The 14,535-nt window shown below is 72.2% G+C and carries 11 protein-coding genes; all 11 read left to right on the top strand.

Annotated elements, in window-relative coordinates; genetic code table 11:
• Window positions 1–9: 9 nt before the first annotated feature.
• The gene (locus ACPCK6_RS20120) at window positions 10–1,122 is read left to right on the top strand and encodes an ATP-binding protein (protein WP_091327872.1); all 1,113 of its coding nucleotides are present in this window, start codon (window positions 10–12) and stop codon (window positions 1,120–1,122) included.
• The gene (locus ACPCK6_RS20115; protein WP_423481881.1) at window positions 1,119–3,932 is read left to right on the top strand and encodes a DUF5682 family protein; all 2,814 of its coding nucleotides are present in this window, start codon (window positions 1,119–1,121) and stop codon (window positions 3,930–3,932) included. Before ACPCK6_RS20120 ends, ACPCK6_RS20115 begins: the two co-directional genes overlap by 4 nt.
• 82 nt (window positions 3,933–4,014) lie before the next feature.
• Window positions 4,015–4,395, top strand: coding sequence for a YccF domain-containing protein (locus ACPCK6_RS20110; protein WP_175438877.1), 381 nt, complete (start codon window positions 4,015–4,017; stop codon window positions 4,393–4,395).
• Window positions 4,396–5,095: 700 nt separating this feature from the next.
• Window positions 5,096–5,818, top strand: coding sequence for an FkbM family methyltransferase (locus ACPCK6_RS20105; RefSeq protein ID WP_423481898.1), 723 nt, complete (start codon window positions 5,096–5,098; stop codon window positions 5,816–5,818).
• A gap of 227 nt (window positions 5,819–6,045) precedes the next feature.
• A complete protein-coding gene (locus ACPCK6_RS20100) occupies window positions 6,046–7,104 on the top strand; it encodes a LacI family DNA-binding transcriptional regulator (protein WP_423481880.1) in 1,059 nt (352 codons plus the stop codon).
• 119 nt (window positions 7,105–7,223) lie between these two features.
• Window positions 7,224–8,900: an ABC transporter substrate-binding protein gene (locus ACPCK6_RS20095; protein WP_423481879.1), complete on the top strand. Its 1,677-nt coding sequence runs from the start codon at window positions 7,224–7,226 to the stop codon at window positions 8,898–8,900.
• A gap of 87 nt (window positions 8,901–8,987) precedes the next feature.
• A complete protein-coding gene (locus tag ACPCK6_RS20090) occupies window positions 8,988–10,076 on the top strand; it encodes an ABC transporter ATP-binding protein (RefSeq protein ID WP_423481878.1) in 1,089 nt (362 codons plus the stop codon).
• Window positions 10,073–11,050 carry an ABC transporter permease gene (locus tag ACPCK6_RS20085; protein WP_013286255.1) on the top strand — a complete coding sequence of 326 codons (978 nt, stop codon included), beginning with the start codon at window positions 10,073–10,075 and terminating at the stop codon, window positions 11,048–11,050. The genes ACPCK6_RS20090 and ACPCK6_RS20085 overlap by 4 nt, the downstream gene beginning before the upstream one ends.
• A 3-nt stretch (window positions 11,051–11,053) precedes the next feature.
• On the top strand, window positions 11,054–12,100 hold the full coding sequence (locus tag ACPCK6_RS20080; RefSeq protein WP_423481877.1) for an ABC transporter permease: 1,047 nt from the start codon (window positions 11,054–11,056) through the stop codon (window positions 12,098–12,100).
• Entirely contained in the window at window positions 12,097–13,104 is a 1,008-nt protein-coding gene (locus ACPCK6_RS20075; protein WP_423481876.1) for an ABC transporter ATP-binding protein, read from the top strand. The genes ACPCK6_RS20080 and ACPCK6_RS20075 overlap by 4 nt, the downstream gene beginning before the upstream one ends.
• Window positions 13,105–13,143: 39 nt before the next feature.
• On the top strand, window positions 13,144–14,535 hold a 1,392-nt coding region (locus tag ACPCK6_RS20070; RefSeq protein ID WP_423481875.1), incomplete at its 3' end, for a GH1 family beta-glucosidase.

Genomic DNA, 14,535 nt, shown 5'->3' with positions numbered 1-14,535 from the left:
GCACCCCTGATGTCCGACATGCTCCGCGCCCCCGCCGAAGTCAAGTACGCCGACGAGCTGGCCTACCTCGAATCCGTCGACACCGGGCCGAAGCCGTTCTCCTGGCGGCTGAGCCCCCGCATGGTCCGGCTGTTCGTGCTCGGCTCCGAACGCGCCGACGGCCTCGACCGGGAGATCCCGCAGAAGTGGTTCGGCGACCGCAGCTTCGTCGAGCGCAGCATCGTCACGCTCGCCTCCGACCGCGGCCTGCTGCTCATCGGCGACCCGGGAACCGGCAAGAGCTGGCTCGCCGAGCTGCTCGCCGCAGCGGTCTGCCGCAACTCCACGCTCGTCGTGCAGGGCACCGCCGGCACCACCGAGGACCACATCAAGTACTCGTGGAACGTCTCCATGGTCATCGCCCGGGGCCAGTCCCGCGAGTCGATGATCCCCTCGCCGATCATGACCGCCATGGAGCAGGGCGTGATCGGCCGGTTCGAGGAGCTGACCCGCTCCACCAGCGACGTCCAGGACGCGCTCATCTCGATCCTGTCCGAGAAGTACGTCTCCATCCCCGAGCTGGACCACGACAACATCGTCTTCGCCAAGCCCGGCTTCTCGATCATCGCCACCGCCAACAGCCGCGACCGGGGCGTCAACGACCTGTCCTCCGCGCTCAAGCGGCGGTTCAACTTCATCCGCATCCCGGTGGTCACCAACAAGCGCAGCGAGGCCGAGATCGTCCGCTTCCGCACCGAGGAGCTGCTGCGCCGGCACCGCATCGAACTGGACGTGCCGCCCACCCTGCTCGACATCCTGCTGCAGAGCTTCGCCGACCTGCGCGCCGCCGCGTCCGCCGCCACCAGCGACGACGAGAAGCTGGAGTCGGCGCTGTCCACCGCCGAGCAGATCGGCGTGCTGGAGGACGCGATCCTGCACAGCCAGTTCTTCGGCGACCGTACCCTGCGCGCCCAGACGCTCGCCGGCTCACTGATGGGCTCGCTGGCCCGCCGCGCCCCGGAGGACCTGGCCATCCTCAACAAGTACCTGCACGGCGTGGTCGAGCCCCGCGCCAAGGCCGACGGCGGCGACTGGGAGGGCTTCCTCGACGGCGGCCGCCAGGCGATCGCGTCGCTGTCATGACCGCGCCCGCACCGACCGGCCTGTTCGGCCCGCTGCGCGACCAGCTCACCGACGCCGCCGCCGCCTTCGCCGGCTCCCCGGACGCGCTCGCCGGCATCCTCACCGGCATGGTCGACGACGTCGACCGGGCGCTGCGCGAACGGCTGGAGATCTTCCCCGTCTGCCACCACTCCCCCGCCTCGGCGCTGGCCATGGCACGCCGCCTGCGCGCCCGCCCGCCCAAGGTGATCTACCTGGAGCTGTGCGAGGACCTACGGCCGCTGCTCGACGAGCTGCGCAACTGCCGCCTGCCGGTGGCGGTGCAGGCGTTCGCCACCGAACTCGACGGCTTCCCCGCCGAGTGGAGCCCGCTGAGCGTGGTCGCCCCGATCACCGAGGCGTCCGCCGAGTACCAGGCCATCGCGTACGCGCTGGACACGCCCGGCGTGGAGCTGGTGCTCGTGGACCGCTCCACCGACCACGTCTTCCAGTGGACCCCCCGCGACGACACCGGCCCCGAACGGGGCTCCGACCCTCCGTCCTCGGACGAGAACGCGGGACTGCACGGCGACGCGGTCGGCGTGGAGATCGGCGACCTGCGCCCCCGGTTCGCCGAACTGGAGGCCCACCTGCTGCACCACGGCAAGGTGCGCCACTGGTCGGAATGGTGGGACCAGTACGTCGAACGGCCGCTCGCCGACGCCGACCACGATACCTACCGGCAGGTCATGGTGCTGATCGGCAGCCTGTTCCGGCGGCTGCGCCCGTCCCGGTCCGCCCGCGACGAACGCGACGAGGACCGCGAACGGTACATGTGGACCCGGATGCGGCAGCACCTCGCCGGAAGCGGCGCCGATCCGGCCGACTGCCTCTACGTCTGCGGCGCCTTCCACGCCGCCAGCCACGTGGAACAGTTCGGCCTCGACTCGATTGCGCCGGACTTCCCGATCAGCCCGCGCACCGGCACCCGCTGGCGCTACGGCCTCATCCCGTCCAGCCACTCGGCCATCGAGGCGCAGTTCGGGCTGGCCTCGGGCACCGTGTCCATCGCCGCCGCGAACTGGACGGCCGCGCTCACCCGCACCCGGCTCACGCCGTACCGCCTGGCCGGGCAGCGTACCGAGAAGAAGGGCCGCCGGGCCCGCGCCGCCGCGCCCGCCACCACCGGCCCCACCGCGGACCGGCTCAGCGGGTTCCTCGCCGCCCCGCCCGTCCTCGACGAGCTGGACGAGGCCGAACTGCGCGGCTGGTGCGTCGACATCGTCCGGCTCGCCCGCCGCAACGGCTACTTCGCCAGCACCGCCGACGCGATCGCCGTGTTCGAGACGTCGATCCTGCTCGCCACCATGCGCAACCGCGCGCGGCCCACGCCGTACGACTTCGCCGACGCCGCCGTGACCTGCATCGAGAAGGACGTGGTGCCCGGCCGCCGCGACGTCCGCCGGCTCTGCGACATCCTCCTCGGCGGCGACCGCGTCGGCCAGGTCGGGTACGACTCCCTGCCGCCGCTGGCCCGCGACGTCCTGGACCGGCTGCGCCCCCTCGGCCTCGACCTGGAACGGCGCACCGTGCAGCGGGCCCTGCTCGACCTGCGCGCCGACCCGGCGCTGGCACCCTGCTCCGATCTGCTGTGGATGCTGCGGCACCTGCTGCCCGCCGACGCGGTCCGCCCGATCATGGGCGAGCGCCGCCTCGGCCACCGCTCCGAACAGGAGAGCTGGGACCTCGCGCTCGGCCGCAACCAGCGCGCCCTGATCGAGCTGGGATACGAGGGCGTCACCGTCGAGCAGGTGCTGGAGCAGCGGCTGCGCCGGGCGGTACGCGGCCCCGACGCGACAGCCGCCCGCGCTCTCGCCGCCGTCGAGGACGCCATCCGGCTGCTGGACAGCCCGCGCCTCGTCGACGAACTCGGCGCGCGGGCGGTGGAGCTGCTCGCCGCCGAACGCACAGTGGACGACGCACCGGAGGTGCTGCGCCGCATCCGGCGGCTGCTCGCCCACCACCGCACCACCGCACCGGCGCTGCCCGCCTGGTGCCGGACGTTCGTCACCACCGGGTACGCCCACTACTGCACGCTGCTGCCCACCGCGTTCGTGGACGAGTCCACCGGCGTACGGCAGGTCGGCGCGATGCTCGGCTTCCTGTTCAGCATGGAGAGTCTCGCGTTGTCGCTCGGGTGCGACCGCTCCCAGCTCGAACTGGCTGTCGCGCAGGCCCACCCGGAGGCCCCGGCCAAGGTCGCGCTGCTCTGGGCCGCCCGCCACCAGCTCGGCCTGCTGCCGCTGGCACGCCTGCGCGAACAGTGCGCCGAGCTGCTCGCCAATCCGCTCGTGGTGCCCGCGTTCCCGCAGTACCTCTCCGGCTTCGTGCACGCGCTCGAACCGGTGCCGGGGCTCGCGCCGTTCGTGGTGGAGACCATGTCGTCCGCCTTCGCCGGACTGCCCGACCCGGTGCTGCTGCCCTGGCTGCCGATGCTGATCACCACACTGCGCGAGCACGGGCCGGAGCTGGTGCCGCTGCTGGTCCGCGAGGCGGAACGCACGTTCCCCGCCACGCTGCCCGCGCTGGACGCCTGGTCACCGCCGTGGGCGGCCGCGTCCACCCCGTCCACGCCGCTCGCGCCGTCCCCGGGAACCGGTCCGGTACACGGTCTGCTGGTCGCCCATCCGGAGGCGGTCGACGCGATGGCGGCGCTGCTCGGCTGCGCCGGCGACTGGCAGCCCGACGTCGGCTCGGCGCCGGGCGAGGCGGCATCGGTGGACGCGGAGTCGGTGCTGGTCGCCGCGCACCCGGCGACGGCGCACGCGGTGGCGGCGCTGCTGGCGGACTGAGCGACGTCGGTGTACCTGGTGGCGGCGCTGCTCGCGCACGGGCGGCGTTGGCGGGTTTGCCCGCGCGAGCGACCATGGAGTGGTGATCCGCTTTCTGCTGAACCTCCTGTGGCTCGTCTTCGGCGGCGGCTTCGTCCTGGCCCTCGGCTACGGCATCGCCGCCCTGATCTGCTTCGTCCTCGTCGTCACCATCCCCTTCGGCGTCGCCTCGCTGCGGCTCGCCTCCTACTCGCTGTGGCCGTTCGGCCGCACCCTCGTGTCGAAGCCGGGTGCGGGGCTCCCCTCCGGACTGGCGAACGTGCTCTGGCTGGTGCTGGCCGGCTGGTGGCTGGCCCTGTCGCACATCCTCGCCGGCATCGCGCTCTGCGTGACGATCATCGGCATCCCGTTCGGGGTGGCCAACTTCAAGCTGGTCCCGGCGGCGCTGTGGCCGCTCGGCCAGGAGGTCGTCGAAACGCCGTAACCGCAGCGGCGGGCCGTGCCGACTGACCAGCGTAGGCCGGCACGGCTGGATGGCCGACCGCCAGTTGCAGGCAGGCGGCGGTGTCGCCGCCGGTCGGCGCGGCTGACGGATCGGCCCGCCGATCCCCTGCCCCGGCCGTCCACCCTTCCCAGCCACGGGGAATTCGCCGGCCACTGGAACGCCATGGGTGTCTCCCGCCCTGTTTGACACCCATGGCGTTCCACTCACACCACAGTCGCGCGGCGACGTGACGTTCGCGGTCGAGGACCACTCGCGAGCATCTCGGCAACCAGGATCCGTGTCCCGCGATACGAGACAGCATGTAGATCTTGGTACGAAGTGGCCCCTCTGAGGGCCGTTTCCTACCAAGATCTCGCGGGCCCCCGACCGCGAGCCGAAGGCGCGCGTCTGAACCGGCGAACGCCGGCGGCGCACTGCCATGAGGGCCCAGCCGCCGCGAGACCGGCACCTCACGGCAGCGGCCAGCCCCCACAGCGGCCAGTTGCCCGTTCGCGGCGGGCGATCGGCGTTGCCACCCGCGCGAGAGGCCTCACCACCTCTAGAGCATCCTAGGAGGGTGGGGTGATCGCGCAACGTCGGCGGCGGGAAGGATGCGAATGCGGCTCGCGCCACTGCGGCGCTGGCTAGCGTCGGAGGGGTGCGGGACGGGGTGATCGAGACGCTCAAGGCGGACCCGGCGATGTCCGGTCTGCGCCGCTCGCTGGACTTCTACCACGGTGACCCGGCGCGCGAGGCCGCCCTCGACGCGTTCTACGCCCCGCTGGTCGGCGCCGGTGACCTGGTCTTCGACGTGGGCGCGCACGTGGGCGACCGGCTGGGCAGCTTCCGCCGCCTCGGCGCGCGCGTGGTGGCGGTCGAGCCGCAGCCGCTGTGCGCGCGGGTGCTGCGCGAGATGTACGCGGGCGACGACGGCGTGACAGTGGTGGAGGCCGCGTGCGGCCGTACCGCCGGGCCGGTGCGACTGCACGTGAACTCGGCCAACCCGACGGTCTCCACCGCCTCCCCCGGGTTCGTCCGCGCCGCCGACGGCGCGCCCGGCTGGGCGGGCGAGACCTGGGACGCGCAGATCGAGGTGCCCGGCACCACGCTCGACGCGCTCGTGGCCGCGTACGGCGTACCGGCGTTCGTGAAGATCGACGTGGAGGGCTTCGAGGACGCCGTGCTGTCCGGGCTGAGCCGGCCGGTCCTCGCGCTGTCGTTCGAGTTCACCACCATCGCCCGGGTGGCGGCGGCGCGCTGCCTGGACCGGCTCACCGCGCTCGGCTTCACCCGGTTCACCGTGGCGATCGGTGACGAGATGGAGTTCGCGCTGCCCGGCTGGCGTCCGGCGGCCGCTGTGGCCGCGTACCTGCGCACGCTGCCGGACGAGGCCAACTCCGGGGACGTGTACGCCCGCCCCTGATCGTCCATTTCGGATCTCCCGGACGGGAGCGCGAGGCATCGACCCTGCTCATCGCCGTGATCGGCGGAGTCGCAGCCCAAATGCTTTTTTCAAGGCTCGAACTTAGTCATACATCGTTATCCGTCTGTGATTGACGTGACAGACACCACTTGGGTTGACTGCCACGGAACCGCTTCCGCAACCGGTTCCGAAACACCCCGCTCATCCCTGCGACCCGGGAGCGTCACGTGCCGATCACCATCGCCGACGTCGCCACCCGCGCCGGGGTGAGCAAGACGACGGTCTCCCGGGTGCTGAACGGCAAGGGCGAGGTGCACGTGCGTACCGCCGACCGGGTCCGCGCCGTGATCAGCGACCTCGGGTACGTGCCGAGCGCCCGCGCAGTCGGGCTGGCCCGGGGCCGTACCCGGGTGGTCGGGATGCTGGTACCGGCACTGACCTGGCCCTGGATGGGCGAGGTGCTCCAGGGCGCGGCCGACGTGGTCGAAGACGCCGGGTACGGCATGCTGCTGTTCACCTGCACCCACGGCGACGAGTCGATGCGCCGGTTCGCCTCCCAGGTCTCGGCCAAGTCGTTCGACGGCCTGCTCGTGGTCGAGCCCGAGGGGACGCTCGACTACATCACCGAGCTGCACCGGCGCGGCCTGCCGGTGATCCTCATCGACGACCGGGGTCACCAGCCCGGCTTCCCGTCGGTGCGGACCACGAACGAGGCGGGCGCGCGGGCCGCCGCCACGCACCTGCTGGCGCTCGGCCGGCGACGGCCGCTCGTCGTCACCGGCCTGCGCCGGTTCGGCTGCACCCGGGAACGGCTCGCCGGGTTCGCCGGCGCCTACGCCGACGCGGGCGTACCGGTCGAGCCGGGCCGGGTGGTGGAGGGCGACTTCACCTTCGAGTGCGGGCGCGCGGCGGTGCGGCGGCTGCTCGCCGACGGCGTACCCTTCGACGCCGTCTTCGCCCACAACGACCTGTCGGCGGCCGGGGCGTTGCAGGCGCTGCGCGACGCCGGGCGGCGCGTCCCGCAGGACGTCGCGGTGGTCGGCTTCGACGACCTCCCGCTGGCCGGGCACACCCACCCGCCGCTGAGCTCCGTGCGCCAACCGCTGCGGGAGATGGGTACGGCCGCCGCCCGCCTGCTCATCGGCCACCTCGCCGGCACGCCGCTGCCGGACACCCCGACCGTCATCCCCACCGGCTTCACCACCCGCGACTCGACGACCACGAGCGACCCGACCGCACCGGACCCGACAGACACGCGAGGGCCGACGGGCGCCCGCGTCACCTGACCCCCACACCGCCGAACCCGGCGACCACGCCGGCGGGCCCGCCCGCCGGTGGCACCACCGCACACCCTCCATCCACCACATCCCGCCCGAGGACTGCGGGACCACCGAGGGAGACCTCCATGAGAAGACGGCAACTCCTCGCCCTCGCGCTGGCCGGCGCGATGGTCACCGGCGCCGCAGCCTGCGGCGACAGCCCGAACGCGAACAAGACGAGCGGCCAGGCCGCGACGGTGTTGAACGTCGGCATGCCCAACGGCCCGCAGGCGGAGAACAACAACCCGTTCCTCACCACCTCGGCCGCCGCGTCGCTCGGCTACCGGTGGCAGATCTACGAGCCGCTGATGATGTGGAACCCGGTCAAGCCGGCCGAGCCGTTCAAGCCGTGGCTGGCCACCAAGGCCGAGTGGTCGTCGGACTACAAGACGGTCAAGGTGACCGTCCGGGAGAACGCCACCTGGTCCGACGGGCGGAAGGTCACCGCCGAGGACGTCGCGTTCACCTACAACCTGGTGAAGAAGTTCCCGGCCCTCAACGACCAGGGCGTGCCGTACACCGACGCCGTGGCCAGCGGCAACGAGGTCACCATCTCGATGGCCAGCCCGCAGTTCGTCAACCAGCAGAAGGTGCTGTGGCGGGTGCCGATCGTGCCGAAGCACCTCTGGGAGAAGATCGCCGACCCGGCCACCGACCCGGTGAAGCAGCCGGTCGGCAGCGGCCCGTACACGCTGAAGTCGTTCACCCCGGCGACCACGACGCTCTCCGTACGCGACAGCGGCTACTGGCAGGACCCGCCGAAGGTCAAGGAGCTGCGGTACACGTCGTACACCGACAACAGCGCGCAGACCACCGCGCTCGCCAACGGCGAGTCGGAGTGGAGCTTCGTCTTCATCCCGAACTACCAGACCGTGTTCGTGGCGAAGGACCAGAAGAACCACAAGATGTGGGCGCCGCCGGTGCTGGGCATCCACGGCCTCTACGTGAACACCACGAAGAAGCCGTTCGACGACCCGGCGCTGCGCAAGGCCATGAACATGGTGATCGACCGGGCGGACATCTTCACCACCGCCGAGGCCGGCTACTTCCACCCCGAGGTCAAGAGCGTCACCGGCCTGCCCAGCCCGGCCGGTGACTCGTTCATCGCGCCCGAGTACAGGGGCCAGGAGCACAAGGTCGACGTCGAGGGCGCCAAGGCGCTGCTCACCGGCGCCGGCTACAAGCTCGACGGCACCACGCTCAAGGACAAGAGCGGCAAGCCGGTCACCATCCGGCTCACCGACCCGGCCGGCTGGTCCGACTACCAGACCAGCCTGGAGATCGTGAAGGGCAACCTGGCGAAGATCGGCATCGCGGCCACCATCGACAAGGCCAACCAGGACGCCTGGTTCCGCAACGTCGAGCAGGGCAACTTCGAGGCCACGTTCCGGTGGACCGAGTCCGGCGCCACGCCGTACGACATCTACCGGACCATCATGGACGGCCGCGTGCTCAAGCCGATCGGCACCGCCTCCCCGGCGGGCAACTTCGGCCGGTTCCAGAGCAAGGAGGCCACCGACGCACTGGTGTCGTACGCCAACGCCACCGACGACGCCACCCGCACCACGGCCATGGCCACCCTGCAGAAGATCTTCGTCGAGCAGGTGCCGATGATCCCGGTCGGCGCGGACAACATCGGCGGCGCGTACAGCACGAAGAACTGGACCGGCTGGCCGGACGACGCGAACCCGTACGGCGCGCTCCAGCCCACCCAGCCCAACGCGGTGGACGTGGTGCTGCACCTCAAGCCGGCCGCCGGCTGACCCGGCGCCGCCGGCCCGGCCACGATCCCCCGGCCGGGCCGGCGGCGCCCGCCCCTCTCTTCGGCAACCCTGAGACAGGAATGCGGCATGACGTTGACCGAGAGCGCACCGGCGCCGGCCGACGAGGTGGTGCTGGAGGCCGTCGGCCTGACCAAGCACTTCCCCGTCCGCCGGCGGCTGCGTGACCTCCTCTCCCGCACCCCGGCGGTGGTGCACGCCGTCGACGACGTATCGATCGCGCTGCGCCGTGGCCGGGTGACAGCGCTCGTCGGCGAGTCCGGCTCCGGCAAGTCCACAGTCGCCCGGCTGCTGGCCCAGCTCTACCCGCGCACCGCCGGCGACATCCGGCTGCACGGCCGCTCGACCCGGGTACGCGGCGGGCGGCGGTTCCGGGCGTACGTGCGCCGGGTGCAGCTGATCCTGCAGGACCCGTTCGCGTCCCTGAACCCGGTGCACACGGTCCGCTACCACCTGACCCGGTCGCTGCGCATCCACGGCAACGCCGGGACCGGGCCGGACGGGCTGGAGAAGGCGCTCGCCGACCTGCTGACCCGGGTCGCGCTCACCCCGCCGGAGCGCTACCTCGACGCGTTCCCGCACGAGCTGTCCGGCGGGCAGCGCCAGCGCGTCGCTATCGCGCGGGCGCTCGGCGCCGACCCGGAGGTGCTGCTCGCCGACGAGCCGGTGTCGATGCTCGACGTGTCGATCCGCCTCGGCGTGCTCAACCTGCTCCAGGACCTCAAGGACCGGCTCGACCTGGCCGTCCTCTACATCACCCACGACATCGCCTCGGCCCGCTACTTCGCCGACGAGACGATCGTCATGTACGCCGGGCGGATGGTCGAGGGCGGCGACAGCGAGACGGTCACCCAGCGCCCGGCCCACCCGTACACCCGGTTGCTCATCGAATCGGCGCCGGACCCGGAGCGGATCACCGGCGCGGGCGGCGACGGCGCGGCGGCGGGCGAGCGGGGCCACGGCGAGCCGCCCAGCCTGATCCGCCCGCCGGCCGGCTGCCGGTTCCACCCGCGCTGCCCCGCGGCCATGCCGCGCTGCGCCACCGACCTGCCGCCGCCGATCCCGGTCGACGACGCGCCCGGGCACTGGGCCGCGTGCTGGCTGTTCGACGCCGAGACCGTCGCGACGCAGAAGGCCGGAACGGAGGCGGCCCGGTGAGGTTCCTGCTGCAACGCGTGGCCTTCTACCTGTTCACCGCCTGGGCGGCGATCACGCTCAACTTCTTCATCCCGCGGATGGTGCCCGGCGACCCCGTCCAGTCGCTGATCTCCCGTAACCAGGGCCGGATCAGCGCCGACGCGATCGCGTCGCTGCGGGTGCTGTTCGGGCTGGACTCCGACCGCTCGCTGTGGGAGCAGTACGTCGCCTACTGGGGGCAGCTCCTGCACGGCGACCTGGGACTGTCGTTCACGTTCTTCCCGGCCCCGGTGTCGCAGGTGATCGGCGACAGCCTGCCGTGGACGGTCGGCCTGGTCGGCGTCACCACGATCGTCAGCTTCCTGCTCGGCACCGCGCTCGGCGTCGGCGCGGGCTGGCGGCGCGGTTCGTGGATCGACGGGCTGCTGCCGGCCACCACGTTCCTGTCCTCGATCCCGTACTTCTGGCTCGGCCTGGTCGCGATCGCGCTGTTCGCCGGGCCGGGCAGCTTCTTCCCCTCCTCCGGCGGCTACGAGCCGGGCCTGGTGCCGGCGTTCGACGCGTACTTCGTGCCGAGCGCGATCCAGCACAGCATCCTGCCCGCGGCGACCATCCTGGTCTCGTCGATGAGCGGCTGGATCCTCAGCATGCGCAACATGATGGTCACCGTCGCCAGCGAGGACTACATCACCGTGGCGCACGCCAAGGGGCTTTCCGAGCGCCGGGTGGCGCTCAGCTACGCCGCCCGCAACGCGCTGCTGCCGAACGTGTCCGGGTTCGCGCTGTCGCTCGGTTTCATCGTCGGCGGCACGCTGCTCGTGGAGATCGTCTTCTCGTACCCGGGGCTGGGGTTCCAGCTCTTCCAGGCCGTCGGCGCGAAGGACTATCCGCTGATGCAGGGCATCTTCCTGATCATCACGATCTCGGTGCTGGTGGCGAACCTGCTCGCCGACGTGGCGTACCTGCTCCTCGACCCGCGGACCCGAAAGAGCTGAGCGATGACACTCTCCCCGTCCAGCATCGAGCAGGTCATCCCCTGCCAGGGAGCGATGGCGCAGCCGTCGGCCCGGGCCCGCCGCCGCCGGTTCCGCTTCGTCGCCAACGCCAAGGCCGCGACCGGCCTCAGCGTCCTCGGGGTGTACGTGCTCCTGGCGGTGATCGGGCCGTGGATCGCGCCGTACGACCCGGACGCGCGCAGCGCCGACGTGCTCCAGGCGCCCTCGGCCCGGCACTGGTTCGGCACCACCCACCTCGGGCAGGACATCTTCAGTCAGATCCTGGTCGGCGCGCGCAGCGTGATGGTGGTGGGCCTGATCGCCGGCGTGCTCGCCACGATCCTGTCCATCCTCATCGGCGTGACCTCCGGCTACCTGGGCGGCGCGGCCGACGAGGGCCTGTCGGCGGTGTCGAACGTGTTCCTGGTGATCCCGGCGCTGCCGCTGATCATCATCGTCACGTCCCTGGTCGACCAGGCCGGCGACATGCTCGTGGCGCTCATCATCGGCCTCACCTCGTGGGCGTGGGGCGCGCGGGTGCTGCGTGCCCAGACGCTGTCGTTGCGCCGCCGCGACTACGTCGAGGCCGCCCGCGCCACCGGCGAGCGGACCTGGCGGATCATCGGTTTCGAGATCCTGCCCAACCTGACCGCGATCATCGCCTCCGGGTTCGTCGGCACCGTCATCTTCGCGGTGATGTCGGAGATCACCCTGGCGTTCATCGGCATCTCGTCGATGACGTCGTGGAACTGGGGCACCATCCTGTTCTGGGCCCAGGGACAGCAGGCCCTGGCGCAGGGCGCCTGGTGGTGGTTCGTGCCGGCCGGGCTGGCCATCGCGCTGCTCGGCACCGCGCTCGCGCTGATCAACTTCGGCATCGACGAGTTCGTCAGCCCCCGGCTGCGCACCGGCGGCCGGACCCGCATCCGTACCGCCGACGGCCGCGTCGTCGCGATGCGCGTCGGCTTCACCCCGGTGCTCGCGCCGAACCCGGCACCGGTCCCGATGCAGCGGCCGGCGGACCCCACCCGAGAGGACGCGACCTCATGAGCGACCAGGTGCTGGAGATCCGCGGGCTGTGCGTCGACTACGGCGTCGGCGCGGACGCGGTCCGCGCGGTCCGCGACGTCGACCTGACGCTGCACCGCGGCGAGGTGCTCGGCCTGGCCGGGGAGAGCGGCAGCGGCAAGTCCACGCTCGCGTACGGGCTGACCCGGCTGCTGCCCCCGCCCGGCGTGGTCAGCGGCGGCCAGGTGATCTACCACCCGGCCGACGGCCCGCCGGTCGACGTGCTCACGCTCAGCCCGGCGAAGCTGCGCGAGTTCCGCTGGGCGGAGACGTCGATCGTGTTCCAGGGCGCGATGAACTCGCTGAACCCGGTGCACCGGGTCTCCACCCAGCTGCTCGACGTGATCCGGGCACACGAGCCGAAGAGCACGGCGGCGAGCCGGTCGGCCCGGGCCAAGGATCTGCTGCGCCTGGTCGGCATCTCCGCCGACCGGCTGGACAGCTACCCGCACCAGCTCTCCGGCGGCATGCGGCAACGGGTCATGATCGCGATGGCGCTGGCGCTGGAACCGCAGGTGGTCATCATGGACGAGCCGACCACCGCGCTGGACGTGGTGATGCAGCGGCAGATCCTCGGCCAGCTCGCCGAGCTGCGCGAACGCCTCGGCTTCGCGGTCCTGTTCATCACCCACGACCTGTCGCTGCTGGTCGAGTTCTCCGACCGGATCGCGATCATGTACGGCGGGCGGATCGTCGAGGAGGCGCCCGCCGCCCGGCTGTACGCCGAACCGCTGCACCCGTACACCGAGGGGTTGCTGCACTCGTTCCCGGCGCTGCACGGACCGCGCCGCGAACTGACCGGCATCCCCGGCTCCCCGCCGGACCTGCGCGCCATGCCGTCCGGCTGCGCGTTCCATCCCCGCTGCCCGAAGGCGTTCGACGGGTGCGACGAGCAGGTGCCGGTGCTCGGTGCACCGCGCGTCGACGACCCGGCGCGGGCCGTCGCGTGCCGGCTGCACCCGGCCGTCGCGCCCCTGTCCCGCTGACCCGCCCGACACCACCACCCGCTACCCGCGAGGAGAACCATGGACACCGATCTCACCCGCCCGTCGTCGGTCGCCGGCGCGGACCCGATCGACACGCTGCCGCCGACCTTCCGGTGGGGGGTGGCGACGTCGTCGTACCAGATCGAGGGCGCGGTGGCCTCCGACGGCCGCGCCCCGTCCATCTGGGACACGTTCTGCCGGGTGCCGGGCGCGGTGGCGAACGGCGACAACGGCGACGTGGCGTGCGACCACTACCACCGGATGCCGCAGGACGTCGCGCTCATCGCGGACCTGGGACTGGACACGTACCGGTTCTCGGTGGCCTGGCCCCGGGTGCAGCCGGGCGGGCGCGGTCCGGCGAACGTGGCCGGGCTGGCCTTCTACGACCGGCTGGTGGACGAGCTGCTCGGCCGGGGCGTCGAGCCGTGGGTGACGCTCTACCACTGGGACCTGCCGCAGGAGCTGGAGGACGCGGGCGGCTGGCCGAACCGGGACACCGCGTACCGGTTCGCCGACTACGCGGAGCTGGTCTTCGCCGCGCTCGGTGACCGGGTCCGCACCTGGACCACGCTCAACGAGCCGTGGTGCTCGGCGATGCTCGGGTACGCCTACGGCGACCACGCCCCGGGCCGGCGGAACCTCGGTGACGGCATCGCCGCGGCGCACCACCTGCTGCTCGGGCACGGGCTGGCGACGCGGCGGCTGCGCGAGGCGGCCCGGTCCCCGATCGAGCTGGGCCTGACGCTGAACCTGTCCACCGCCGACCCGGCCACCGACAGCGCGGCGGACCGGGACGCGGCGCGGGCCGCCGACGGGCTGGCCAACCGGCTGTACCTCGACCCGGTGCTGCGCGGGGAGTACCCGCAGGACGTGATCGCGGACCTGGCCGCCGAGGGGGTGAGCATCCCCGTGCAGGACGGTGACCTCGACGTCATCGCCACCCCGATCGACGTGCTCGGGGTCAACTACTACTTCGGGCAGCTGCACTCCGGGGTGGACGAGCAGGGCCGGGACCGCGACGACGACGGCAAGCCGGTACGCCGGGTGGTCCGCCGTGACCTGCCGCGTACCGCGATGGACTGGGAGATCGTGCCGGAGTCCTTCACCGACCTGCTGGTGCGGCTGCACCGCGACTACCCGGGCACGCCCATGGTCATCACCGAGAACGGCGCCGCGTTCGACGACGAGCCGGACGCCGACGGGTTCGTGAACGACGACGACCGGGTCGGCTACCTCACCGAGCACCTGCGGGCGGTGGCCCGGGCCCGGGCCGCAGGCGCCGACGTGCGCGGCTACTTCGCCTGGTCGCTGCTGGACAACTTCGAGTGGGCGTACGGCTACGACAAGCGGTTCGGCATCGTCCGGGTCGACTACGACACGCAGCGCCGCACCCCCAAGCGCAGCGCGCTGTGGTACCGCGACACCGTGCGG

This window comes from Micromonospora sp. AB353, from assembly GCF_049538395.1.
Lineage (GTDB): Bacteria > Actinomycetota > Actinomycetes > Mycobacteriales > Micromonosporaceae > Micromonospora > Micromonospora aurantiaca.
The sequence above is the reverse complement of the archived record's forward strand: the minus strand, read 5'-3'. Positions and strand labels throughout refer to the sequence as shown.